The organism is Anaerolineales bacterium (assembly GCA_003105035.1).
In the GTDB taxonomy this organism is placed as follows: domain Bacteria; phylum Chloroflexota; class Anaerolineae; order Anaerolineales; family UBA4823; genus FEB-25.
Window position 1 is genome coordinate 81,888 of the sequence record PQAL01000028.1, and the last position, 24,293, is coordinate 106,180.

24 protein-coding genes, 1 tRNA gene and 1 other RNA gene are annotated in these 24,293 nt (G+C 50.5%); 19 read left to right on the plus strand and 7 right to left on the minus strand.

Annotated elements, in window-relative coordinates; all coding sequences use genetic code 11:
* Nucleotides 1-149: 149 nt before the first annotated feature.
* The 4 genes from C3F13_12070 to efp form a co-directional block, all read right to left on the minus strand.
* A complete protein-coding gene (locus C3F13_12070) occupies nt 150-1,256 on the minus strand; it encodes a 3-oxoacyl-ACP synthase (GenBank protein PWB52258.1) in 1,107 nt (368 codons plus the stop codon).
* Nucleotides 1,257-1,258: 2 nt separating this feature from the next.
* Nucleotides 1,259-2,503 carry a beta-ketoacyl-[acyl-carrier-protein] synthase II gene (fabF, locus tag C3F13_12075; GenBank protein PWB52259.1) on the minus strand — a complete coding sequence of 415 codons (1,245 nt, stop codon included), beginning with the start codon at nt 2,501-2,503 and terminating at the stop codon, nt 1,259-1,261.
* Nucleotides 2,504-2,613: 110 nt separating this feature from the next.
* Nucleotides 2,614-3,846 (minus strand): hypothetical protein, encoded by a 1,233-nt coding sequence (locus tag C3F13_12080; GenBank protein ID PWB52260.1) that lies wholly within the window; start codon nt 3,844-3,846, stop codon nt 2,614-2,616.
* Between the two features lie 308 nt (nt 3,847-4,154).
* The gene (gene efp, locus C3F13_12085; GenBank protein ID PWB52261.1) at nt 4,155-4,712 is read right to left on the minus strand and encodes an elongation factor P; all 558 of its coding nucleotides are present in this window, start codon (nt 4,710-4,712) and stop codon (nt 4,155-4,157) included.
* A 123-nt stretch (nt 4,713-4,835) separates the two neighbouring features.
* Between efp and C3F13_12090 the strand changes: the two genes are divergently transcribed.
* The 3 genes from C3F13_12090 (at nt 4,836) to C3F13_12100 (ending at nt 7,130) form a co-directional block, all read left to right on the plus strand.
* The gene (locus C3F13_12090) at nt 4,836-5,279 is read left to right on the plus strand and encodes a two-component system response regulator (GenBank protein ID PWB52262.1); all 444 of its coding nucleotides are present in this window, start codon (nt 4,836-4,838) and stop codon (nt 5,277-5,279) included.
* Between the two features lie 83 nt (nt 5,280-5,362).
* Nucleotides 5,363-5,740 (plus strand): hypothetical protein, encoded by a 378-nt coding sequence (locus C3F13_12095; GenBank protein PWB52263.1) that lies wholly within the window; start codon nt 5,363-5,365, stop codon nt 5,738-5,740.
* Between the two features lies 1 nt (nt 5,741).
* A complete protein-coding gene (locus C3F13_12100) occupies nt 5,742-7,130 on the plus strand; it encodes a hypothetical protein (GenBank protein ID PWB52264.1) in 1,389 nt (462 codons plus the stop codon).
* Nucleotides 7,131-7,152: 22 nt separating this feature from the next.
* Here the strand turns inward: C3F13_12100 and C3F13_12105 are convergent, their stop codons facing one another.
* A complete protein-coding gene (locus C3F13_12105; GenBank protein ID PWB52265.1) occupies nt 7,153-7,434 on the minus strand; it encodes a hypothetical protein in 282 nt (93 codons plus the stop codon).
* A 278-nt stretch (nt 7,435-7,712) separates the two neighbouring features.
* On the opposite strand from C3F13_12105, the gene C3F13_12110 reads away from it, so the two are divergent.
* The 16 genes from C3F13_12110 to C3F13_12185 all read left to right on the plus strand — a co-directional run bounded on the left by C3F13_12110 (nt 7,713) and on the right by C3F13_12185 (nt 21,180).
* On the plus strand, nt 7,713-9,299 hold the full coding sequence (locus C3F13_12110; GenBank protein PWB52266.1) for a hypothetical protein: 1,587 nt from the start codon (nt 7,713-7,715) through the stop codon (nt 9,297-9,299).
* Nucleotides 9,299-9,745: a hypothetical protein gene (locus C3F13_12115; protein ID PWB52267.1), complete on the plus strand. Its 447-nt coding sequence runs from the start codon at nt 9,299-9,301 to the stop codon at nt 9,743-9,745. The genes C3F13_12110 and C3F13_12115 overlap by 1 nt, the downstream gene beginning before the upstream one ends.
* Nucleotides 9,746-9,753: 8 nt before the next feature.
* Nucleotides 9,754-9,829, plus strand: a tRNA-Arg gene (locus C3F13_12120).
* A 77-nt stretch (nt 9,830-9,906) separates the two neighbouring features.
* Nucleotides 9,907-10,434, plus strand: coding sequence for a thiol peroxidase (locus C3F13_12125; GenBank protein ID PWB52268.1), 528 nt, complete (start codon nt 9,907-9,909; stop codon nt 10,432-10,434).
* Nucleotides 10,435-10,458: 24 nt separating this feature from the next.
* Nucleotides 10,459-10,887, plus strand: a complete 429-nt coding sequence (locus C3F13_12130; protein PWB52269.1) for a heat-shock protein Hsp20 — start codon at nt 10,459-10,461, stop codon at nt 10,885-10,887.
* 41 nt (nt 10,888-10,928) lie between these two features.
* Nucleotides 10,929-13,508 carry an endopeptidase La gene (lon, locus tag C3F13_12135; GenBank protein PWB52283.1) on the plus strand — a complete coding sequence of 860 codons (2,580 nt, stop codon included), beginning with the start codon at nt 10,929-10,931 and terminating at the stop codon, nt 13,506-13,508.
* A complete protein-coding gene (locus C3F13_12140; GenBank protein PWB52270.1) occupies nt 13,480-13,872 on the plus strand; it encodes a hypothetical protein in 393 nt (130 codons plus the stop codon). Before lon ends, C3F13_12140 begins: the two co-directional genes overlap by 29 nt.
* Nucleotides 13,873-13,934: 62 nt before the next feature.
* The gene (locus C3F13_12145; protein PWB52271.1) at nt 13,935-15,662 is read left to right on the plus strand and encodes a transcriptional regulator; all 1,728 of its coding nucleotides are present in this window, start codon (nt 13,935-13,937) and stop codon (nt 15,660-15,662) included.
* Nucleotides 15,613-16,101, plus strand: coding sequence for a GNAT family acetyltransferase (locus C3F13_12150; protein PWB52272.1), 489 nt, complete (start codon nt 15,613-15,615; stop codon nt 16,099-16,101). Before C3F13_12145 ends, C3F13_12150 begins: the two co-directional genes overlap by 50 nt.
* A gap of 24 nt (nt 16,102-16,125) precedes the next feature.
* Nucleotides 16,126-16,623, plus strand: coding sequence for a molybdenum cofactor biosynthesis protein (locus C3F13_12155; GenBank protein PWB52273.1), 498 nt, complete (start codon nt 16,126-16,128; stop codon nt 16,621-16,623).
* 52 nt (nt 16,624-16,675) lie between these two features.
* On the plus strand, nt 16,676-17,272 hold the full coding sequence (gene lepB / locus C3F13_12160; GenBank protein ID PWB52274.1) for a signal peptidase I: 597 nt from the start codon (nt 16,676-16,678) through the stop codon (nt 17,270-17,272).
* Between the two features lie 89 nt (nt 17,273-17,361).
* On the plus strand, nt 17,362-17,919 hold the full coding sequence (locus C3F13_12165) for a hypothetical protein (protein PWB52275.1): 558 nt from the start codon (nt 17,362-17,364) through the stop codon (nt 17,917-17,919).
* Entirely contained in the window at nt 17,916-18,680 is a 765-nt protein-coding gene (locus C3F13_12170; GenBank protein ID PWB52276.1) for a hypothetical protein, read from the plus strand. The genes C3F13_12165 and C3F13_12170 overlap by 4 nt, the downstream gene beginning before the upstream one ends.
* A 211-nt stretch (nt 18,681-18,891) precedes the next feature.
* Nucleotides 18,892-19,395 carry a hypothetical protein gene (locus C3F13_12175; GenBank protein PWB52277.1) on the plus strand — a complete coding sequence of 168 codons (504 nt, stop codon included), beginning with the start codon at nt 18,892-18,894 and terminating at the stop codon, nt 19,393-19,395.
* 25 nt (nt 19,396-19,420) lie between these two features.
* Nucleotides 19,421-19,927 (plus strand): hypothetical protein, encoded by a 507-nt coding sequence (locus C3F13_12180; GenBank protein PWB52278.1) that lies wholly within the window; start codon nt 19,421-19,423, stop codon nt 19,925-19,927.
* A 23-nt stretch (nt 19,928-19,950) separates the two neighbouring features.
* Nucleotides 19,951-21,180: a hypothetical protein gene (locus tag C3F13_12185; GenBank protein PWB52279.1), complete on the plus strand. Its 1,230-nt coding sequence runs from the start codon at nt 19,951-19,953 to the stop codon at nt 21,178-21,180.
* 66 nt (nt 21,181-21,246) lie between these two features.
* On the opposite strand, the gene ffs is transcribed toward C3F13_12185, so the two are convergent.
* Nucleotides 21,247-21,346: signal recognition particle sRNA small type (ffs, locus tag C3F13_12190), an RNA gene on the minus strand.
* A 588-nt stretch (nt 21,347-21,934) separates the two neighbouring features.
* The coding region (locus C3F13_12195) for a hypothetical protein (protein PWB52280.1) at nt 21,935-24,293 on the minus strand (2,359 nt) is incomplete at its 5' end.

Genomic DNA, 24,293 nt, shown 5'->3' on the forward strand with positions numbered 1-24,293 from the left:
GCAGCTATATCCCTTGAAGCTTGGGGTGCTTAAGGTCTGGGTCATTATACCAATCTCTTGTAATGACAGGTAGTATTTTGGGGATTAACGAAGTATTTCTAACAAGCCTCTAACCTTATTCGTCCTGGAAAGGGTGCCGATGAATACTTTTATCGATCGCGACCCCAAATCCAACCTTCGATCCGGCGGAGAAGCCTGAGTAATCTGGATCGTATTGAAACCCACAGCTGGTAGGAAGCAGGATAGATGTGGCGGTGTGGCAAGAATGGTCCAGTCCACCTAACCAGCGCTGCACCCCAGGTCAGGCCAGCTCCAAAGCCGACGAATACTATGGTATTGCCATATTGTAAGCGTCCTTGTTGGATGGCTTCGCAGGTTGCGATAGGTATGGAAGCGGTAGACGTGTTGCCATATCGCTCGATATCGATGAAACATTGCTCCATCGGGATTTCAAGGCCACGCATGGCAGCTTCAATGATACGCAGGTTTGCCTGGTGGGGAATCACAAGTTGGATATCCCCGATTTTCATGTCAGCCGCCGCAACCACATCCTTCGTAGCTTGTACGATCACCCGGGAAGCAAAGCGGAATACTTCCCGGCCATTCATATGGATGGTATGTTCGTGATTTTGAACTGTTTCCGCACTGGCTGGCTTATAGCTGCCACCGGCAGGCACAGAAAGTAGATCGCCCCCCGAACCATCCGAGCGCATCACGGATGAGAGTAAACCACCTGGCTCATCCCCTGCTTGAAGGATGAACGCACCTGCACCGTCGCCAAAAAGGATACAGGTGTTGCGGTCCTGCCAGTTCACAAAACGGGATAAGGTCTCGGCACCAATCACCATTGCATTTTGAATTGAGCCGCTCCGAATCGCCTGGGTAGCCATATTCACAGCGAAGATAAAACCAGAACAAGCTGCCGAAAGGTCAAATGCGCCGGCATGCAATGCACCGATCCGATCCTGAACCAGGCAGGCGGTGGCAGGAAAAACATGCTCCGGTGAGGAGGTTGAAACAATGATCAGATCTAAATCAGCTGGGTTTAGATTGGCTACTCGCAGGGCATTAAGGGCTGCCTCCCTGGCAAGGGTCGCAGTAGATTCATCCTCATTGACAATGTGACGCTGACAGATTCCAGTACGCGATTGTATCCATGCGTCATCCGTCTCCACAATTTTCTCCAGGTCTGCATTGGTCAGCACCCTGGAAGGAACCGCCATTCCCCACCCAGTGATATGGGCATAGGGGCACATAATTAAGCCCCTCGATAACGACTCAGGATGATACTGGCGTTGTGCCCCCCAAAACCGAAAGAGTTTGACATGATATTCTGGACCACCGCCTGCCGGGCTTGATTAGGAACATAATCGAGATCACACTCGGGGTCAGGAGTTTCATAGTTGATCGTGGGTGGTAATATTCCATCCTGCAGGGATTTGATGCAAATAACAGCTTCCAGAGCACCCGCAGCTCCTAATAGATGACCGGTCATCGACTTCGTGGAAGAGACAGGAATTTTATAGGCAAGATCACCAAAAACATATTTGATTGCCTGGGTTTCGCTTCTATCATTCAAAAGTGTGCTGGTACCATGGGCATTGATATAACCAATGTCCTCCACGCCTAGCTTGGCATCAGCCAGGGCGTTCTGCATACACTTAGCGGCCCCCTCTCCATTTTCAGCGGGAGCTGAGATATGAAATGCATCATTGGTCGTCCCATACCCGATAATTTCACCCAGGATCGTGGCACCACGCTGCACCGCATGGTCAAGTGATTCCAACACCACCACACCTGCCCCTTCACCCATCACGAATCCATCGCGAGTCTTATCAAAAGGCCGGGAGGCACGTTCGGGTTCCTCATTGCGGGTGGACAAGGCTGTCATCACGGTCAGTCCAGCCATGGCAATTGGCACGATCACCGCTTCACAACCCCCCGAAAGGACCACATCCGCCCTGCCATGGCGGACCATTTCGAAAGCTTCCCCGATGGCATTCGTTCCGCTGGCGCAGGCAGCCACGATAGCAAGGTTCGGCCCGCGGGCACCCAGCTGCAAACCAACCATGCTTGCCGCCGCATCGGGAAGCATCATCGGGACGAGTAACGGGCTGACCCGATCGGGACCACGATCGAAAAATATATGGGTCTGCTCATTCAAGGTACCCATCCCGCCGATCCCACAACCCAGCACGATACCGATCCGATCACGGTTTTCATCAGTAATGGTTAATTGGGCTTCCTGCAAAGCCTGTAAGGCGGAAGCCAAGGCAAACTGAGCATAACGGTCCATCCGGCGTGCATCTCGTGTTCCAAAAAGCGCCACACCGTTAAAATCTTTGACTTCTGCAGCAATCTTCACTTTGTAGCGGGTGGTGTCATAGTGCGTGATATAACCAACCCCCGACTTTCCTGTGCTAATATTACCCCACATCGTCGATACATCGTTCCCCAAGGGTGAGACACACCCCAAACCAGTAATAACGACGCGTTTACGCATAAATACCTCCAAGGTGAGTCGCTGATGACGCATCACCGATATGATTTTCGTAGTAATAACACCACCTCAGTGATGCAGAGGCGGGAAAAAATATAATAAAAACTAAACAACTACAAGGCCCTATAAACCTGCTGAATATGCAAGATATCATGTCCAGCAATGATATTGACTAATTCTCTCAATTTGATCGGGCCAAAAATTGCATGCCGCGCCTGCCGTTCCCAATCTTCTGGAGCAAGGTTTTCCAGCAAGCTCAATATAGATTTTCGCACCGAAGTGAATTCATCCAGTGCCATCCTACCATCCTGTTTATGATATTTGCGTATCTCTGCCCAAGGGTCTGTGTCTTGCCCGGGGAAGAATGGATTACGCTCATTAAGCAATTTCTGCAGCCGTGGCAGGTTTACCTCGGCATCCACATCCCTCAGATGGCAGAGCACTTCTCCCGGGCTCCACTCACCGGGCGAAGGACTGCGTGACCAATGGTCATCCCTGTGGCATAGTAATGAAGACAGCGCCGCAGGCGTAGCGCGCAATACTGCCAACAACGCATGGGGGGATGTAAAACTGGCAGGCATCGGTTCGATGTGGGCCGCATCAAGCCAAGGAAGCAGGTCACCAATGCTACCCTGCGGATACTGCAGGCCCTGGGCCTTTGATCCGGGGTTACCATCCTGGTTCAACCAAAAAACTGGCAGACCAAGCTGGGCTGCGGAAGTGATATCCAATTCCAAGTCATTCCCCACCATCACGACCGGTACCTTCAGCCAGCCAAGCTGCCCGAGAAACTCGGCAAAATAAGCTGGGTTTGGCTTGGCAAAGTGAAATGTTTCGTAGGACGGCACCAGGGAATAGGGTACCTGGCCAACAGGTAAGCCTGCCCATTCCAAACGCTGCAGGATGGCTGTGCGGGGGAAGAGAGGATTGGTGGCAATTGCGGCCTTATCCCCCCGGTCGATCACCTGGTGAACCACACGGATCGCTTCAGGTTTTTGTTGGGTAAGGGTCTTCAGGTGGGGAAAATCCAGGGAATAAAAATCGTCAATAATGGGTTGGACTTGCTGCCGGGTTACGCCCAGCCGTGGATAAAAGGCCTGGTCGAACTTCTGTTCGAGGGTCTGGCTCGGGTCTTGGTTCTCCACCATCTGGTGCGTTGCGGAGAGTAGTGTCTTAGTCAGGTATAAAGGATCGGCTACCTGCGACATACGTGTAGCCAATGTCTTCAGGTAGGCTGGGATAAAGGTATCTATATCATTGCCGAGCAGAGTGTCGTCGAGATCAAAAAGCAGGAGTGCCACTAGATCCTTCGGTGAATTCGGCAGGCAGTTTATGGCATTCCCCACAGCCTATATGGGGATCAAATCCCGCACGCTCAGTCTTCCTGCAGAAGGTTTGCACGCGAACTTCCTGCTTTCCAAAAGGAATCTTACGCACGAGCTTGGGAATCAAAACCATGTGCGGGCAGGAATTCGCTAATTGAATCGCTGGCACTGGGCAGGTGTTGCAGAAGTCCCTCCTCCAAGGAAGGGGCGGAGAAGCAGAATTGAGCAAGCGGCATTCCTCTTCTGAACGCCCTCGAAAATAATTCCCGTAAAAATAACTGCATTCTTTCCCAGCTGGAGTTCTCATTGATTATTGGGAATAGAAGAGATCAAACCCGGGTGACGTACGCCCCAGTGCGGGTATCGATACGAATTCGGTCACCGACGTTTACAAATGCAGGGACCTGCACTTCCAGCCCTGTATCAGTCTTCACTTTTTTGTTGACCCCTGTGGCAGTATCACCTCTGACAGCCACTTCGGCTTCCACCACATCCATATCGACCGTGATGGGCAGCTCTACATCGATGGGTTCGCCCTGGTAGAAGGTCAGTTTGATCTCCATGTTTTCGGTCAAGAAATCGGCACTCTCACCCAACACATTCTTGGATAGGGCTGGCTGGTCATATGTATCCAAATCCATGAAATGATACAGCTCACCGTCGGTATACAAATATTGGACAGTGTGGAAATCCAATCTGGCATCCTGAACTCGCTCGCCACTTTGAAAGGTTTTTTCAAGGGTGGTCCCCGAACGCAGGTCTACAGCTTTAATCTTTATGGTGGCGTTCCCACGTCCCGGTTTGTTGTGATGATAATCGAGTACTTTGTAGAGTTTTCCATCGAACTCGAAAGTCACCCCTTTTCTTAAATCATTCACGTCGATCATAAAATTGCCTCGTTCAATTTAGTATTTTAACATGCGGATTATAGTTTAGGCTTAGTTCCCTGGCAAGGTTGGATCCAGGGTTCCTGGCTAAACGAGTGAAGTTGGAAAGAGAAAATTCATTTTATGGTAAACTTTACTTTACCCCTATCGCCGAAGGAGGCAGCCTTGAGCAAGCAATCCACGCGGGTAGCTTATATCGAAGACGAATCTGAAATGATCGATCTGGTTAGGTTGATCCTGGGTCGTCAAGGATTCACGGTGCTGGGGGCATTGGGCGGTAAGGAAGGCGTTGAGCTTGTTCAAAAGGAGAAGCCCGAATTAATCCTTCTGGACCTGATGATGCCCGACCTGGACGGCTGGGATGTATACCACCAAATCAAATCAGATGAGACCACGCGCGATATCCCCGTGATCGTTATCACAGCTAAAGCGCAGGATATTGACAAGATCCTTGGCTTACGGATAGCGAAAGTGGATGATTACATTGCTAAACCCTTTAGCCCTGAAGAGCTGATCGTGAGAATTGAGCGGGTCATGGCTGGCGCACCAAAAAAGGCAGAGGGTTGACTGCTGATGTTGGGTGGCATGCTCCATCCAACTGATTCTTGAGCCTGTTCTCTATACCCTTTTAGGTGGGATACTTCCTGGCGATGAAATATATCCAGATCACCAACCAGACGCATTCATTAGAATCGCCAATCCAGGCGAAGTACTGTCAGTCTTTCCTTTGCCAATTACGCGGCCTGATGTTCACGCAAAGCCTGCCAAAAAATTACGGATTATTGCTGGTGCAGGGTTCTGACAGCCGCATCAATGCTTCCATTCACATGATGTTCATGCGCATGGACCTGGCGGTAGTATGGATTAACAGTACTTTTGAGGTGGTCGACCGGGTACTGGCGCGCAAGTGGAAACTAAGCTATGTTCCCCAATTCCCGGCCAGGTATGTACTCGAAACCAATGTGTCGAGCTTGAACGATTTTTATATTGGTGATAAAGTTGCCTTTGAAGAGATCGCACTAGGCTAAAATGAAGAAAATATCGTTTTTTCTATTATTGGTATTATCCCTGTTAATCCCCGCGGGTTTCGTTCACGCACAAACACCAACCTCTTCTGGACCGGTGTATATTGTCGAGGAGGGAGATTCTCTTTGGAGCATTGCTTACCGGTTCCATGTTTCACAGGATGACCTGGCAAATGCCAATGGGATCACAAATGCGAACCAGATCACCATCGGCCAGCAGCTGCTCATCCCCGGGTTGGAAGGCCTCCAGGGCATCCTTGATACTGTCCAGGTCCCTTATGGAGAAACCTTACACAGCCTGTCATTACGATACTACCTGACAGAGGATGTGCTGGGGCAGCTGAATCACCTTACTAGCCCCAATGAAATTTTCAAAGGCTATTACCTGGTTATCTTCCAGAGTAGCGTTGCGAGTACACCAGGTGCACGAGACGATTTGGAAGCAGGAGAATCCATCCTTGAGATGGCGGTAATAAATAACACCAACTCATGGAACATCCTGAGCAATAATCAGCTGGAGAACTCTGCTGGTGTGGTTGCCGGAGAAATCCTTCGTATGCCAGGGGGAGACGATTCAGGCCCAGGGGCTTTACCTCCTGGCATCACAGCGGTGAGCATCTCCGGGCTCGAGCAGGGGCAAACATCGGAGACAATCATTGAGGGAGTTGAGGGCGCCTCCATCCAGGGTTTACTTATGGGCCACCCGTTGAATTTCTTCCAAGACCCACAAAGCCTGCTGGTAGCCTTGCAAGGTATCCACGCTATGGCAGACCCCGGATTATATACGCTGAGCATCTCAGCAACCCTGGCCGACAATACCCAGTTTACCTTCGCCCAGAATGTGCTGATTGCAGCTGGTGACTTCTTGTTTGATATCCCACTCACTGTTGACCCAGTCACACTTGAACCGGAAAATACTGTGCCGGAAGATTCGCAGTGGCGTGAATTATCCTCCCCAGCCAGCCCTGAGAGGTTATGGGATGGCGTTTTCTCACTGCCAGTCGAACCAGTTTTCGCTGAGTGCTATGCATCTAGGTTTGGAAGCCGCAGGTCCTATAACGGAAGCGAGTATAAATACTATCACACCGGCCTGGATTATTGTGGCCAGGTGGGTGATCCGATCTACGCAGCCGCAGCGGGGGTGGTAGTCTTTGCCGGGCCTATGACCGTGCGCGGCAATGCCACGATGATCGATCATGGCTGGGGCGTCTACTCAGCCTACATGCACCAATCGGAGATCCTGGTAAATGTCGGAGATCAAGTGGAAGAAGGGCAGTTGATCGGCTGGGTGGGGAACACCGGGCGAGTAGAAGGTGCCCATCTTCACTTTGAAATACTGGTAGGAAATATACCGGTGGATCCCCTGATGTGGCTGTCTCAGGAATACCCGTAATTTATCCTCACTGTCTACTTATTCATTCTTCCGGAGGTTCGTCAGGGCCAGGATCAGTAAACTCCATGTTTTCATAATCCCCCCGATAATAGGCTTCTAGCACCTGGCGGGCGTCAGCGACCATGCTGGTTGGAACTAAAATTTCCACCATCCCCAAACTTCCCACTTCGATGGCATAAGCATGGGCAGCCCCTTCCTGGTTCAACCAGACCATGATCCCTTGCGCTTCAAGTAAGCCCTTTAAGATCTCAGCGGTTAGCTGACCTTGCACCCTATCCAGCAATACCCATTCTTCTTCAGTCATAACTGATCTCCATCAGCACCATCACATATGGTCAATCATTCTCAAACTGGCTGATATAACAATATTATAGCTTACCACATGGCAAGCAAGCTTGCTAAGAATGCACCGATAAATATTTATGAAATTTTTAATCATCGAGTATAATACCCATGCAATTTAATAGGAATGATGGGTGTCGATCGAGGGTTGTTTTGGCGTGTCTATATGAATATAAATAAGCAGAAGGGACATGGAAATAAATCCAACTCATGGGTTGACACATTAAGGTACCAAGTACAATGACGAGTCTGGCTTCATTATCAATACGGGAAGACTATTGGGAGACATTTGAACTTAAAGAGGAAGACCGCGAATTCATATACAATTATCTCCTTGAAGTCGAAACCCCATTAACATCACCCGAAATCCTGACAGCTTTAGTAAATGAACGTCTCCGCCAAGAAAAACTGGCGATCGAAAAACAACGCACCTCCGGTGGGGATATTTATAAACCAGCCAATAATTTCAAGGTAGACCAGGATTTGGTTTTTCCGGCATTGGGTTGGGAACATGCCAGGGTATTTGCCATCCGCCCCGGTCAAAACCCCGACCTGGGAGACTTCAAGGTTATCAAAGTAAAGTTTGACAACCTTGAAGTAAAGGAATTTGCAGCAAATATCGCAGACCATGTCCTGAACCAACCGCAAGAGCTTTCCATCTCGGAAGATACAATGGACGCGGAAACTGTGCTCGCTAACAGTGGAGATAAACTGCTCCAAATCCTGGATAACGAGCTTACAAAAAATCAGGAGTTTGTGCGAATCGCAGGTAAATGGTTTCCACGGGCTTTACTGGTGGATATTAATGTCGGTCACTTAAACCTGGCTGAAGCTATCCTGGATATGGCAGGCGGAGGGCCGCTTCATACTAAAGCCCTGCTGGAACAAGTAGGCCTGGCATCTAACACAAATTCTAAGCTCGTGGAGTTTTCACTTGACCATGCACTGCAGGAAGACCCCCGTTTTGACGAAGTAGGTCCATCTGGAGAAATCCTGTGGTTTTTAAATCGCCTCGAGCCAGAAAGTGTTTTGCAGGTGCCGGTCTATCTACGCTACCAGGCAGTTGATTATGATCCATCTGTACTTACCCAGGATATGCTTGACCTGGAACATCGCCTGGATGATGAGCTCTCGCCATTGGATGGAAAATATCCAACTCAGGGCGAGGTCCAAATTAATCTGATATTCCCACACTGGCGCGCAGGAACGCTTCCACTCACCCCCCGGCTCAACCACCTGATTCCCACGGCTTACGAAGCTCCACGCATCCGTTTCCAGCTGGTTGACGGTGAGACTGGCCAAAAATTCCCCGGCTGGGTGGTACGCAAAAATCATTACGTCTTTGGTCTGAAGGACTGGTACAAGGCACACGGTCTCATGCCAGGCAGCTTGATCAAGGTGAAACGTGGCAAAAACCCAGGCGAAGTGATTGTGCAATGTGATTCTCAGCGCGGCTCGCGTGAGTGGGTTCGCACGGTGCTGATTGGTTCAGATGGTGGCATTGTGTTCGCCATGCTCAAACAAATCGTCACAGCGGCATACGATGAACGCATGGCGATCGCCATCCCCGACCCGGAAGGCCTGGATGTAGCCTGGAAGCAAATCCAAAAAGACCGCCAGCCTTTCGAAAAGATCGTGGTGAACATCGTTCGCGACCTGGTCAAGCTGAACCCCCAAAGCCATGTCCATGCCAGTGAGCTGTATGCAGCCGTAAACATCATGCGCCGCTGTCCACCTGGCCCCATCCTGGCCTTGCTGGCTTCCAGACCCTGGTTCATCCATGTGGGTGACCTGCATTACCGCTTCGATGATTCGGAGAAAAGCTAATGGCCCCGTTGCCTGATGTGAAGCGCACTTCACGCGTCAGACCGACTGTCCAGTCTACTTTCCATATCGATTTCAAGTGGTGGCAGGATCGCGACCGTGACTGGCGGGTCTTCTTACAAAGCTTGCTCTGCCCTGAACACCAGCATGCATTTGCCGACCTGCCTGACGACCACCTGGTAGATTTTGTTGATCCACTGACCGCAGAAGTACAAAGGGTGGATGGCTTGCAGCACATTCTCATCACCCACTGTGCCAAATTAGAAGGGTTCATTTCGCCGCATACGACTCTAGTGGATGCGATCTTCCGTATCTTCTTGGCGAGTGGTAACATCCCCATGACACCTTTAGAGTTGGCACAGATCTCCGGGCGATCCCCGGATCTCATCCTTCGGGTTTTGACCGGTGAACAAATTTACCGCGGGTTGCGTCCTACCGTAGAGGGGTAGAAATGCCTGCCCCTGTAGCTCAATGGATAGAGCAGCAGCCTTCTAAGCTGTTGGTTGTGGGTTCGAATCCCGCCAGGGGCGCTATTACCATAGTTGACTAAGTTGATGCATAGAGCAACTGGGGTAAGTAACTTGCATCTAATATGAATATGGAGTTCATTATGACAAACGAGAGAGTTGGTATTATAAAGTTCGCTGGAAATGATGTGACCGTGGTTGGTCCGGAGATCCTGGTGGGTCAGAAAGCTCCAGATTTTACGGTCACCAACCAGGAATGGGCCACATTCCATGGATTAAAAGACACCCAAGGCAAGGTGCGCATCATCGGGTCACTCTTGTCACTAAGCACATCGGTCTGCGACCGGGAAACCCGCCAGTTCAACCAGGAAGCTGCAAAACTTGGTGATGATATCGTCATCATGGCTATCAGCATGGATTTACCCTTTACGATAAAAAACTGGTGTGCAGCGGCAGGTATTGACAAGGTCATTGCCTTATCCGACCACAACCAGGCCGATTTCGGTCAAAAATTCGGGGTCTTGCTTAAGGAACCTCGTTTCCTGCGCAGGGCAATCTTTGTCGTTGATCGGAACGACCAGGTGGTCTATTCAGCCTACATGCCAGTACTTGGTGAAGAACCGAAGTATTCCGAAGTCCTGGAAGCTGCCAGGCGTGCACTGAAGAGCTGAAATAACTCGTAAGGAGTTCAGCGTATGGAGAAAATAACAGTTACACCAGATTCCCTGCGGCGTGTCTGGCACATATCTGAAGATTATCAAAACCCGATCACCGATACTTCACGATGGAGGATCATCTCTCGACCTCACGCGTGGCGGCCACCGACAGATGTATATGAAACGGATGAAGCATTGATCATCCGTGTCGAAGTTGCTGGGATGCGTGAGGCTGACTTTACCATCTCACTGGTTGAGCGTACTCTAACGATTCGCGGTATCCGCCAGGATACCTCCGAGCGGCGTGCTTATCATCAAATGGAAATTGCCTTTGGGGAATTTACAACGGAGGTAGAGCTCCCGTACAATATCGTCTCAGAAAAGGTGGAAGCGAACTACCGGGATGGTTTCCTGCGTATCATGCTCCCCATTGCGCAGCCAAAACATATCAAAGTGGAGGGCGAATAGTCAAACACATGTCTGCCACTCGTTGGAACACGCTTAACTTGATGCGGTGGCTGGAAGAACATGGCTGGCCGGAAGAGGACCTGGAATTGAAGGAAACGATATTGGATTCGGATAATCCCGGATTGACTTCGATTACGACCCAGGCATTAGCTGACGCCGAACCAGTCGGCGAAGGACAACAACTCCAGGGGAAAATCCCCGACATACTCCCCATCCTGCCCCTGCGTGGATTGGTGGTATACCCGGAAACAGCTGTCCCACTAACCATTGGGCAGCCGCGTTCTATCCGGCTGGTAGACGATGTTGTGTCCGGTGACGACCGCCTGATTGGGCTGGTTACCTCGCGTGATCCAGAGCTGGAGATACCCGAACCCAAAGACCTGTATGAAATTGGCACGGTGGCGATGATCCACCGCCTGTTCCGTGCTCCTGATGGCACCATCCGCTTGCTCGTCCAGGGGACAGCCCGGTTCAAGCTGGGAGAATTTATTCAGCACGAACCATACCTGAAGGCAAATATCCTGCTGATCCCTGAGACAGAAGAAGAAGGGGTGGAAGTTGAAGCCCTTGCCCGGAATGCCAGGGATCAGTTTTCCCACATTGGTGAGCTAATCACGTCCATCCCGCGTGAGCTGGTGGCATCGGTCCAAGCGATTGAAGACCCACTTCAGACGGTATATACCATTGCCAATTTCCAGCGTATGGACCTGGCAGCGGCCCAATCCTTGCTGGAGCTCGATTCGGTCAAAGAAAAATTACATAAATTAGTCGGAATCCTGACGCGCGAAATTGAAGTCCTGGAAATTGGCCAAAAGATTCAGAATGAAGCCCGCTCTGAGATTGAAAAAATGCAGCGGGATTATTTCCTACGCGAGCAGTTAAAAGCCATCCAACGCGAGCTGGGTGAAGGCGATGAACAGGCCGCTGAGTTGGAAGAGTTACGCCAGAAAATCGATGCAGCCAAGATGCCCGAAGAAGCGGATAAGCAAGCCCGACACGAACTCGACCGCCTTTCACATCTGCCGACAGCGGCAGCCGAATACGGGGTGATTCGCACATATCTGGACTGGATGGTCTCTCTGCCATGGTCGATCCGCACCGAGGACAACCTGGACATCTCGCACGCCCGGGAAGTGCTTGACCAGGACCACTATGGTCTGGAGGATATCAAGGAACGCATCCTTGAATATCTGGCGGTGAGAAAACTTCGCCACGAACGCAAGGATGATGCCGTCCCAGAAGCGACGGATGAGATCCGTCGCCTGCGGGAAGGGGTGATCCTGTGTTTCATTGGTCCACCCGGTGTGGGAAAGACCTCCCTTGGACGTTCGATCGCTCATGCCATGGGACGTAAATTTATACGCATTTCATTGGGTGGGATGCGCGATGAAGCCGAAATCCGCGGTCACCGCCGGACGTATATTGGTGCCCTGCCAGGGCGAATACTGCAAGCTTTACGTCGCATTGAAACCGGCAACCCAGTCTTCATGCTGGATGAGATTGATAAGCTTGGCATGGATTTCCATGGCGACCCCGCCTCCGCACTTCTGGAAGTGCTCGATCCTGAACAAAACTCTGAATTCCGCGACCACTACCTGGAAGTGGCGTTCGACCTATCGCAGGTGATGTTCATCACTACCGGCAACTTGCTGGAACCTATCCCAGACCCCCTCAGGGATCGCATGGAGATCATCACACTGTCGGGATACACAGAAAACGAAAAATGCGCCATTGCCAAGCATTACCTGATCCCTCGCCAGATCAAGGAAAACGGACTGCGACCGGAGGAAGTCGAATTCTCAGAGGAAGCGTTGCTCACCATCATCCGCTCCTATACCCGCGAGGCGGGGGTGCGAAACCTGGAGCGGGAGATCGGCTCGGTGTGTCGTAAAGTAGTCACCATCATCGCTGAGAATGTAACGAAATCGGTGCAGGTAACTCCAGAAAAGGTCGAAGAATACTTAGGCCGGCCGCATTTCTTCGGTAATGAAGAAATCGCCATCCGCACCTCCATCCCTGGAGTCGCAACCGGTCTGGCCTATACCCCGGTTGGTGGTGATGTCCTGTTTATTGAAGCAACCCGTATGCCAGGCAACAAGGGTTTTCAGATCACCGGTTCACTCGGAAATGTGATGCAGGAATCAGCCCATGCAGCCCTTTCGTTCGTCCGCTCACGGACGGAACCACTCAAACTTGATCCCGATTTCTTTGAGAAGTCGGATATTCACCTGCATATCCCCGCAGGCGCACAACCCAAGGATGGTCCTTCTGCCGGGGTCACCATGGCGACCGCGCTGGTTTCGTTGATTTCAGGTAAGCCAGTACGCGCCGACGTCGGCATGACAGGTGAAATCACCCTGCGAGGTCAGGTTTTGCCAGTGGGTGGCATAAAAGAGAAGGTTTTGGCAGCCCACCGGGCAGGCTTAAAAACCGTCATCCTCCCCAAGCGCAATGAAAGTGACCTGGAAGACTTGCCAGATGAAGTCCGAAAATCGATAAAGTTTATCTTCGTGGAGACGGTGGATGAGGTGTTAAAAGCAGCCCTGGAGCCCGATGCACACCGAAAAAACCAAACAAAGGTAAAGGAAAAAGATGGTAAGCGGGCAAAATCAGGAAAATAATCATCTCAAGATCATTGTCATCGAAGATGATCCTGACTTGGTGACGCTTATTTCAACCCTTTTAGACCTGGAAGGCTATGTCGTTAGTGCACCACAAAATCACCACAGCAAGCAAGTCATAAGCCATTTCCACCACCAGCGCCCGCAAATTGCCCTGGTGGATGCTAATCTAAAAAGTGTCAGTGGGCTGGATCTGGTACGTGCCATACGGGCTGAGCCTGGGCTGGAAGACACTTGCATTTTGATGACCTCGGGATTGAACATAAAGAAAGAATGCCTGCAATCAGGTGCAGACGATTTCATTCAAAAACCATTCATGCCTGATGAATTAATCAGCCTGATCAAAAAATCATATAAACCATAACAATACAATAATTATAAGAAAGCTAAGCAATCATTGTGACAAAAAAAAGAATACATACCCAGATGCAATGGTATTCAATGGATATCCATCTGCATACACCAGCATCGAGTGATTATCAACAACCCGATGTCAGGTACCTCGAAATCCTTCAGCGTGCTGAAGCACGAAGCCTGGATATCATTGCATTTACCGACCATAATACCATTTCAGGTTACCGCAAATTACAAGACGAACTCCACCAGCTTGAGTTGTTGGAGCGGCTGAACCGCACCCTGCCTGAAGAGCAGACCCGCCTCCGTGAATACCGGCGGCTATTTGAGAAGATACTGATCCTGCCAGGATTTGAATTTACGGCTACATTTGGATTTCATATCATCGGGCTCTTTCCCCTTGATACACCCGTGCGCGAGATCGAACATCTGCTGATCGATCTCAACATCCCCAATAACCAGCTTGATCTGGGCTCTGCCACCGTTGGAGCTACCACCGATGTGCTGAGCGCCTATCGAATGATCAATGAGGCGGGAGGTATCGTCATCGCCGCTCATGCCAATTCGAATAACGGGGTAGCTATGCGTGGCTTCCCGATCGGCGGACAGACTAAAATTGCCTATACCCAGGACCCGTATTTGCACGCCCTGGAAGTGACTGACCTTGAGCAGCGTGGCAACCGGACCACGGCGGCATTTTTTAACGGTACCAAACCAGAGTATCCACGCCGGATGCACTGCATCCAGGGCTCCGATTCGCACCGGCTGACGACCGACCCTCAGCGCAAGAAAAATCCCGGTATTGGCGATCGGGTAACTGAAGTATTACTCCCAGAGGCATCCTTTGAAGAGCTGCGCGAGCTATTTTTGAGTAATGACTTTTCTCGCACACGCCCGCGCCATCATAAGGAACAACCAGCTTTTGATTTCATCCTCGGCGCGCGCGAAGAAGGCGCTAATATCATCCAGGATTTTCACGAGAACATGACCGTGCGGGGAGGAAAGCTTTACAACATCATTGCTGACGTTTGCGCCTTTGCCAACACAAACGGTGGCACCTTATACATCGGCTTGAACAGCGAACCCAAAAAAACCGTGGTTGGGATTGCCAACCCTGAACAGGCGATTAACCAGCTGGATAAGGAGATCAGCACGCGCATTACGCCTCCTCTGCAATGCACTATCGATGTGCACGAAACGAATGGCAAAAAAATCCTGCGCATCCTCATCCCACGCGGGGATGACCCGCCATATGCAGTCGATGACAATAAAGTCTATGTGCGCGACGAAGCTGAAACTGGCTTAGCCGTGAGAGACGAGATAGTGAGCCTGGTGATGCGCAATAATCAGGCACGCCTCGTTCCTGAAACCAAGCCTGAAACAGATAAACTACCTGCTGCAGTAGAAACACAAACGAGCCACATGCCTCAGATAAGTGACGGGGACTCCCCACCCCGCACTGGCGTGGAAGTGGTCACCGTCCATGAACGGGATGGGATTTCTTATTACACCATGCGCGACTTACGCAACGGCAACGAAGTTAAAAATGTCACCCGGGTTTCTGCCCGTCGCCTGTGGCATTACGCCATTACGGAGTTCGATCAGCTGCCCACCGATCTTTCAAAGTCGAAGATTCAATGGCAGGGTAAGTTTGGCCTGCTTGGCATCCAGCGGCAGGGTAAGAATGTTCGCTACAATCTGGTGGAACGAACTTCCAAGGGGAATCGCCTGTACTTTGGTGTAACCGAGGATGGCGTACACGGACCATGGAAGAGCCTGGTCGGCAGCGACGATGAGTGATCTGTTACCTGATGAAAATCTAATCCTGCGTGAATACCAGCACCCCAACGATTATGAGCAGGTGATTGCCTTATGGAAGAATGCTGGCCCTGGCATCCACCTGCGCCGGTCGGATGACGCCGACGAAATCGCCAAGAAAATACTTCGTGACCCAGATTTGTTCATCCTGGCAGAGATTGATCACAAGATTATCGGCTCAGTCTTAGGTGGATTCGATGGCCGGCGGGGGATGGTTTACCACCTCGCTGTTGATGATCATCATCGAAGAAAAGGTGTTGGCGCAGTCCTGATGGCCGAGCTTGAAAAGCGCCTGAAAGCAAAAGGCTGTCTGCGCAGCTACCTGCTGGTGACTCGAGATAATTATGAAGCGATCTCCTTTTATGAGAACCTGGGCTGGGAACCGATGGACCTGTTAATTTACGGTAAGAACTTGGAATAACACCAGAAGATGCTAAGTATGTCTATGCGCATAGGAATCATCACCATCTCTGACCGGTCCGCACGCCTCGAGCGCCTTGATGAATCAGGTCCTGCCTTAGAAAAGGCGGTGACAGCCCTAGGGTGGCAGGTCATCAGGTCGACCATCTTACCAGATGAATACGATGCGATAAAACAACTGCTTGAAGTTTGGGCAGATGGCGGGGATGTGGATGTTATTCTGACCACTGGAGGGACCGGGTTCAGCCCGCGCGATATCACCCCTGAAGCCACCCAGGCGGTCATCCAACGCTCCACCCCAGGCCTGACAGAAGCCATGCGGAGCGCCAGCCTGCGCATCACCCCGCACGGCATGCTCTCAAGAGCGGTAGCCGGCATCCGGTCGCAGACCCTGATCGTGAACCTACCCGGTAGCCCACGCGGTGCTGTGGAAAACCTGGAGGTCATCATTCCCGTGCTCCCCCATGCCGTCCAGCTTTTACGACAAGAGCCATCCGCAGAGCAAGGGCATCGGGCAGAATGAGTAGGGTATAATCCTGCTAAACCTACCCCATTTTAATACTCTGGAGGATTGAGTGGATTTTTGGCACGCCGAGATGTTTCCTGACGCGCCGGCGGAGGAACAAAAACCCGGCTGGCGCAGGGTGACTCTCGACACCCTCGAAACGATACTGTTATCCCTGGTACTTTTCCTGGCGATAAACGCCATTTCCGAGCGGATTCGCGTCGAATCCATCAGCATGCAACCGACGCTCTTTCCTGGGGATTATGTTATCGTAAACAAACTGGCGTATCGCTTTAATCATGATCCCCAGAGGGGAGACGTGATCGTATTTAAGTACCCCCCCAACCCTGAAGCTATCCCTTACATCAAGCGCATCATCGGACTGCCCGGAGACCAGGTTCACATATCTGATGGAAAAATATACATCAATGGGCAATTAATGCTTGAACCCTATCTTAAAGTTACCACAAATAGGGGTGGTGATTGGACCGTACCCGAAGGTCAGTTATTTGTCATGGGTGATAACCGTAATAACTCATCAGATTCACGATCCTGGGGTTTTGTACCCCTTGAGAATATCATTGGCCGGGCTGAACTCATCTATCTTCCTCCCAAACACTGGTCTTTCCTACATCAAAATATTGCCGTCGCCTCGCCTGAGCCCTAATTAATAGCCCTGCGAGTTCCTGCGCGCCTTGGTTACAATATTGCAACCTGTAACAAATCTTGTCCTACTGCGTTCTACTAGGTGAATGTATGCCAGGTAGGCTCGACCAGGATCACGAGCTGATCAAAAAAGCCCAACATGGTGATTGTCATGCATTCGGTGAACTTTACGAGCTACATGCATCGGGTATCTATCGCTACCTTTATGCCCACCTGAATGACAGCATGGATGCAGAGGATCTCACTGGAGAAGTCTTCCTAAAAGCCTGGCAGTCCTTACCAAAATATACCGAACGTGGCATACCTTTTAGAGCTTTCCTGAACAAGATTGCCCGCAATGCTTTGGTTGACCATTACCGGCGAAACAATCTCACCGACCCGAAAGCTCCCGATGAACTGGACGGATACAAGGCTGACGAGAACCCTGAGATTGGGGAGATCATCAGCGAAAAGGTCGAGCACAGGCGGATCTTGCATACACTATCTCAGATTAGGCCAGATTACCGGGAGGTACTCACCCTGCGCTTCATTGGGGAGCTATCTCCAGAAGAGACAGCCCGGGTGATGAAGCGCTCGACAGGAGCCGTGCGGGTGTTGCAGCATCGAGCATTAGCAGCTTTACGCGAAGAGCTGGACAAGGTTGGATGAAAAAAGCGCGCTTGATTGAGCAGGTTATTGATACGCATGCTTCTCACCTCATCGTTGGTGAGGAGACGGTCGATTCTATCATTCACATGCACCCCCAAATTGAAGCCGAGCTGCGGGCAGAGCTAGAAGCGCTTAAGTGGTTGGGGTCCGTAAAAACCAGTCTGGAACCACGACCCGGCTTTATCGCAGCTTCGAGTAATCGCCTCGTAAAACAACTTGCCTCAAACCAGGCTTCAGTTGCCTGGGAGCAAATTAGTGATCGAGTTACTGTTCGACAGCTGTTGCTTAAGTTCGCTGTACCCCTAATCATCATTACTATCCTGGTATTATTCATCAATAGCCTGATACTGACTGCCCGGCTATCTATTCCTGGCGACCCATTTTATTCAATAAAACTCTTGAGTGAAGGGATACACCTGGCAGTAACACGCGATCCAATCGATAAGGCTGCATTATATACTGACTTCTCGCGCGAGAGGACGACTGAGTTCGTCGAGCTGGTCCTCAATGGCAAATATGAAGAACTTCCAGCTGCCTCAGCACGCCTGGAGAATGAAATTATCGCAGCCTTGCATTCCATCAACTATCTTAAAAACCGAGGTTTACCAGGAGAACTTTCTGAAACCCTCGAGCTTAAGGAGACCCTGGTCAACGAGATTTCCATGCTGAGCGCATTGAAAGGTAGCTCGCCTCCCGCCGCGTATAACGGAATGGATCTGGCCATCCAGGTGTCTCAAGAAGGCCTGAGGGCATTACGCTGATGACTGCCAATCTGAATCTGGCTTGAAATTACCTAACAATAATGATAAGGAATATTAACCGACTAGCAGGTATGATTAGGTAGGATAGGTGTAACGGATATGTGGTAGATCCGTTAATTAAGGTAAAATTAGTGACTGAGAAATTTATTGCAGAATGAAGATCAAGATAAAATATTATTTGCCTACTTTTAGGTGAACCGTGAAGAAGAAAATGACAGCCAAAAAACTCCACATATTCGGGTCGGAAAGAGCACAGACGATGGTCGAATTTGCGCTGGTGTTTCCGATCGTTTTATTGATCACGTATGGAATTATCGAATTTGGACGCATGGTCTTTATCTATGCAGCTGTCACAGGTGCAGCTCGAGAAGGTGCCAGGTATGGGGCAGCTTCTGGCACAATCAGTGGGACGCGTTTCTACAAGGACTGTCCAGGCATCCGCACAGCCACGAAGCGTGGGGCAATCCTCATCCCCATTAATGACGCCGATATCACCATCTGGTACGATAACGGCCCCAGCCCAACCAGCACCTGGACTGGCTGCCCACCTGTCGGCTCAAACAGTCTCGACCCGATCCTGCTGGGCGACCGCATCGTCGTGCAGGTGGATGTTGATTATCAGCCCATCATGGGAAGCTTTTTGGGCGTCAATGGATTTCATATCACATCACAAAACGCGCGTACCATCCTTTTGAATGTTGAGATGAGCCATTGAGTGTGATTTTCCTTGAGAAGGAAAAATGAAAAAAGGCGCCAGCTTTCACGAAAAAAACTTATCTTGTGAACCCGCAGGAAAAAGCACGGTGAATGAGGTTCGTATGCAAAGGAATATTCATTTACGACAAAAAGAAAAAGGGCAAAGCATGGTGGAGTTGGCGCTGACCATCACCTTCCTGATGATGTTATTAGCCGGCACAATTGACCTGGGACGGGCGTTCTTCACATGGCTGGCACTGCGCGATGCCGCCCAGGAGGGGGCTGCCTATGGTTCCTTTAAACCAGGCGATACAGCTGGGATTCAAGCAAGGATTTGGGATAACCTTGAACAGGTGGTGAGGAATCCATCTACCAATGTAGGCGTCACTGTGACTACCACTAGCTGTGATGATGGTCACATGATCAGGGTAGATGTCAACTACCCGAATTTTCCGATCGCTATGCCATTCCTGGGTACCGTACTCGGCTCACAAGTGATCCCCATCCACGCTACCATCAATGACACGATCATTATCCCGGTCTGCCCTTAGCAGGCATCCAGGGGAAGGAGAGAATGATGAATAATCAATATTACAAATCCGAACAAGGCCAGGCAATTGTCTATCTTGTTCTCGGAATAGTCGTTTTCTTTGGTTTTGTGGCCCTCGCCATCGACGGGGGGATGGCCTTGGCGGACCGTAGAAATTCACAGAATGCAGCCGATTCAGCCTCTCTGGCCGGTGGCGGCGAAGCAGCACGCATCCTGGAACAAGCTGCCCCGGTTTGCTACAAAAACTGGACCTGCGGCGATGCTGGGTCTGCCGTTGCCCATGCCGACATAGCCGCCAAAGCTCGCGCCACTCAAAATGCTTTCAACCTCGACAATAATCTCAATGATCACAATGGCGTGGATACTACCTGCGAGGATGTGAATGGAAAGTATATCGATGTCACGGTTTATATATCAGCTACCACACAGAGTAACTTTCTACAGATCCTGCTGCCGAACGCATTGCATAATGAAGTCGAGGCCGTAACCCGTGTCCACCCAGCCCAACCAATTGGCATCGATGCAGCAGTCATAGGACTTAACCCGGGCATCTGCAATGGTCAGGATGGAGTCACGGTCAACGGCTCAGGGGAAACCCAGGTGATTGGTGGGGGTATCTTCTCCAATGGATGTCTGCAAGGCAACGGCGCTGCCGGTTCTGCTATCGTCATCGGCGGAACTGCAGAAGGTCACTTTATCAGCGAAGGCAACCTTTCCTGGAATCCAGATCCAACACAAACAACTGAAACTCTTCAAACGTCGGACTTCTATATTCCTCCACCAACCTTGGATGCCCACGGAAATTGCATTGGTGGCAATAATGTTAATAACTTGCCGAATAATCTAACACCTGGCCTCTGGTGTGTGAAGGGCAATTTAAATATTAACAAGGATATGACAGGTACCGGCGTCACGATTTATATGAAGAACGGCCATCTAACTTATAATGGAAATGCATCGGTCACCCTCTCTGCACCAACGGCTTCTCCGAATCCCGCTCCTGCTATTCCTGGTGTGCTATTTTATATACCTAACGGAACAGCGTTAACACTGGATGGAACATCGGATGATAATTTTACCGGGATGATCTATGCCCCAAAATCAGATATTCAATTAACAGGTAACGCAGATAATGTTTTTAATGGCCAGGTTATCGGCTGGAACGTGAAAGTCGGTGGTACGAATAATATGGTGGTTAATTATGATGATTGCTCCGGTTTTGTCCGTCAACCCTATATCGAGCTGTACAGGTAAGCGGGCAATAAATTTACGAGAAAACAGGCGGTCAAAATCACCGCCTGTTTTAATTTAAATAAGTACTCCGGACAGGCTACCCAGCGGCACCCGGAATATCCTCCTTACTGCTGCTTCCTCTCGGACCTGACAGATTTCGAAGGGTTCCGCCGCGCTGGACCCACCCGGAGCGCTGCAAGCATACCAAATGAATACCCGCCTGTCAATGTTTTACCCTCCGTCTCGATCCCAAGACCCCACCGATAATTATTAATACCAACACACTTGCCCCGATCACCAGACCGGAGTTACTACCTACAGGGGGTAGCTGGCGATCACTTGTAGAGGTGACAACAACCGGGGCTAAATCTGTCGGTATTGGGGTGATTTCAGGCAGGTACGAAGGCGCAGGATGGCTCAAACCCTCGTCTTCACCCGGGAAGAATGCCTTGGCATTTGTAGAGTATCCCCCTAGAATGACCACCGAAGCGAGGAATATTACCAGCCACCTTAGTTGAATTTTCATGATGCCAAAACCTTTTCGTATGATAAATAATGATTTAAGCTAGTTTATCACAGGATGGAAAGCAGATGATTAATCTGCTGATGGGCATAACTCTTATCTTGAAATCCACAACATTATTGATTGATCTCCTTACAGGAGTAATTAGGATCACACAGATTACAGCTTTCCGAGCATAAGTTTAGCAGAGTGGTCATAGAGATTGCATCTACTCACCCATGCAGTCCGCATGAATAAAGGGTTACCCAATAATTAAGGTAAATCGCCCACAACCCGCAAACGGTATCTAGTTACATCGTTATAGTCGCGGATATATCCAGGGAAGTTAATTTTGAATAAACTTGCCTCGCCCGGGGCCATGCTTTGCTTAACAAATGCATATTGGCAGCCAACCGGTAGCCCTGAATTATTATATAGGGTGCCGCTGACATAAACATTACTCGCAATCTGGTTGCCGTCATTCCATATCTGACCAAAAAGGCTATAACTACCTGCATCATATGCCCCAGAGGTGTCATGGATTGTCAGGCTTGTGTTGGAATCACCCAACCAATATTGGGGAGCATCAAACTTATAATACGACCAACCGGGTGGGATTTGCATAGATACAATGAAGCAACCCTTCTGCTTGGCAGGCAGATCAAATGGAAACGGGTAAGTAGTTTCATCCGCTAGCCATTGCCCCCCTGCATTGAATAAATTCACTTTCACTTTCACCCATGCTAAAGCTCTATCAGTATTGTTGAATACCTCACCGATAATATATAAGTTGTCAGAGTATTCATATGAATATGTTGAGCTTAGAATATTGACCCCATCAGGCGTGGGTCTTGAAACGAGCGGCATGTATATATTCTTCATCTGTGGGACAAGAATGACGTTGACAGATTGAGTATTGGACCAGGGACTCTCCCCCGCAGGGTTGCTGGCTAACACCCGGTAATACCAGTTGCCTCCAGATTGGCTGGTGGCCTCAAATTGGCTGGCAGATCCAGTGTACCGATCGACCGGCGTTGTAAAGCCAGGATTATCATCCTCCTGCAGGCGGTAGCCAGTGGCACCCACCATCTCATTCCAATCCACCAGGTAATCACCATTACCATCAGCATTCTCGATTGGCAATAATACCGGGGCTGCGGGGATCACACTCGCCGTCTCTACATTCGACCAGGGACTGTCTCCCCCAGCGTTACTGGCCAGCACACGGTAATACCACGTACCTGATGGCTGCCTACTCACCTCCAACTCCGTCAGGCTTCCTTCATACCGCACCGTAGGCAAGTTGAAACTACTGTTATCCGCTTCCTCCAACCGGTAGCTCGTCGCTCCACCAACCTCATTCCAATCCACCAGGTAATCCCCATTCCCATCCGGGTTGCTGATCCCAGCCAGCACTGGGCTCTCCGGTGGCGCATCTTCCACCGTCACCCACTCAACATTCGACCACCCACTCTCCCCACCTGCATTACTGGCCAATACCCGGTAATACCAACTCCCATAATACTGCCCTGTCACCGCATATCCGTTTTGTGCACCTTCATAAACCACCCGCGGTGAGGTAAACTCAGCATTGTCGTCTTCCTGCAACCGGTAGCTCGTGGCACTCACCACCTCCGTCCAGCCTACCTGGTAATCCCCATCCCCATCTCCATTTTCAATCGACGATAACACCGGCACCCCAGGCACCACCCCTGCCGTTTCACTGTTCGACCAGGGGCTTTCCCCATAGGTGTTGCTGGCCTGCACCCGGTAATACCACATTCCCGTTGCCTGACCAGTTACCTGGAACTCACTTGCAGCACCTTCATACCGTACCGTTGGGGTAATAAAATCACTGTTATCCGCTTCCTCCAGCAGGAAACTGTCTGCTCCTCCAACGTTACTCCAATCAATCAGGTAATCCCCATCCCCGTCTGGGTTGACTATCGGCAGCAGAGATGGTGCAGCAGGCATTACCCCTGTAGACTCAACATTCGACCAGAGGCTATCTCCAGCAACGTTGATGGCTAACACCCGGTAGTACCAGGTGCCGCCTGCCTGGCCGGCAATATCGAGCTGGCTAGCCGGGCCTGTGTACCGGTCAAGAGGCGTTCCAAAGCCAGGATCATCATCCTCCTGCAGGCGGTAGCCAGTGGCACCCGCCACCTCATTCCAATCCACAAGATAATCCCCATTCCAGTCAGGATTGCTGATCGGCAATAATTCCGGTTCATCTGGCCTGACATTCACCACTTCAATATTCGACCAGGGACTATTACCGCCAGCGTTGCTGGCCATCACCCGGTAATACCAGGTGCCTGCCAGCTGTCCTGTGACCACATGCTGGGTGATCGTGCCTGTATAGCTTATGCTCGGGGAGCTGAAGCTCGAGTTGTCATCCTCCTCAAGCGTGTAGCTTATTGCCCCGGTAACTGTGCTCCATTCAATGTTGTAACCTCCATCTCCGTCTGGATTACTTATTGGAGCAAGAATCGGACTGGCAGGAGGAGCCACCATGACATTCACCAGCTGGGTATTCGACCACAGGCTATCTCCCCCAGCGTTACTGGCCTGCACACGATAGTACCACGTACCTGCTGGCTGTCCTATGACCACATGCTGGGTGATCGTG

Coding starts and splice junctions, on each gene's coding strand:
- lon (PWB52283.1), top strand. CDS start 10,929: ATGCGGTGGCTGGAAGAACATGGCTGGCCGGAAGAGGACCTGGAATTG.
- C3F13_12185 (PWB52279.1), top strand. CDS start 19,951: ATGATGAATAATCAATATTACAAATCCGAACAAGGCCAGGCAATTGTC.
- C3F13_12110 (PWB52266.1), top strand. CDS start 7,713: ATGACGAGTCTGGCTTCATTATCAATACGGGAAGACTATTGGGAGACA.
- C3F13_12180 (PWB52278.1), top strand. CDS start 19,421: ATGAAAAAAGGCGCCAGCTTTCACGAAAAAAACTTATCTTGTGAACCC.
- C3F13_12125 (PWB52268.1), top strand. CDS start 9,907: ATGACAAACGAGAGAGTTGGTATTATAAAGTTCGCTGGAAATGATGTG.
- C3F13_12165 (PWB52275.1), top strand. CDS start 17,362: ATGCCAGGTAGGCTCGACCAGGATCACGAGCTGATCAAAAAAGCCCAA.
- C3F13_12140 (PWB52270.1), top strand. CDS start 13,480: ATGGTAAGCGGGCAAAATCAGGAAAATAATCATCTCAAGATCATTGTC.
- C3F13_12105 (PWB52265.1), bottom strand. CDS start 7,434: ATGACTGAAGAAGAATGGGTATTGCTGGATAGGGTGCAAGGTCAGCTA.
- C3F13_12070 (PWB52258.1), bottom strand. CDS start 1,256: ATGTGCCCCTATGCCCATATCACTGGGTGGGGAATGGCGGTTCCTTCC.
- fabF (PWB52259.1), bottom strand. CDS start 2,503: ATGCGTAAACGCGTCGTTATTACTGGTTTGGGGTGTGTCTCACCCTTG.
- C3F13_12100 (PWB52264.1), top strand. CDS start 5,742: ATGAAGAAAATATCGTTTTTTCTATTATTGGTATTATCCCTGTTAATC.
- C3F13_12150 (PWB52272.1), top strand. CDS start 15,613: ATGGCGTACACGGACCATGGAAGAGCCTGGTCGGCAGCGACGATGAGT.
- C3F13_12130 (PWB52269.1), top strand. CDS start 10,459: ATGGAGAAAATAACAGTTACACCAGATTCCCTGCGGCGTGTCTGGCAC.
- C3F13_12175 (PWB52277.1), top strand. CDS start 18,892: ATGACAGCCAAAAAACTCCACATATTCGGGTCGGAAAGAGCACAGACG.
- C3F13_12095 (PWB52263.1), top strand. CDS start 5,363: ATGAAATATATCCAGATCACCAACCAGACGCATTCATTAGAATCGCCA.
- C3F13_12145 (PWB52271.1), top strand. CDS start 13,935: ATGCAATGGTATTCAATGGATATCCATCTGCATACACCAGCATCGAGT.
- C3F13_12115 (PWB52267.1), top strand. CDS start 9,299: ATGGCCCCGTTGCCTGATGTGAAGCGCACTTCACGCGTCAGACCGACT.
- efp (PWB52261.1), bottom strand. CDS start 4,712: ATGATCGACGTGAATGATTTAAGAAAAGGGGTGACTTTCGAGTTCGAT.
- C3F13_12155 (PWB52273.1), top strand. CDS start 16,126: ATGCGCATAGGAATCATCACCATCTCTGACCGGTCCGCACGCCTCGAG.
- C3F13_12090 (PWB52262.1), top strand. CDS start 4,836: ATGGTAAACTTTACTTTACCCCTATCGCCGAAGGAGGCAGCCTTGAGC.
- C3F13_12170 (PWB52276.1), top strand. CDS start 17,916: ATGAAAAAAGCGCGCTTGATTGAGCAGGTTATTGATACGCATGCTTCT.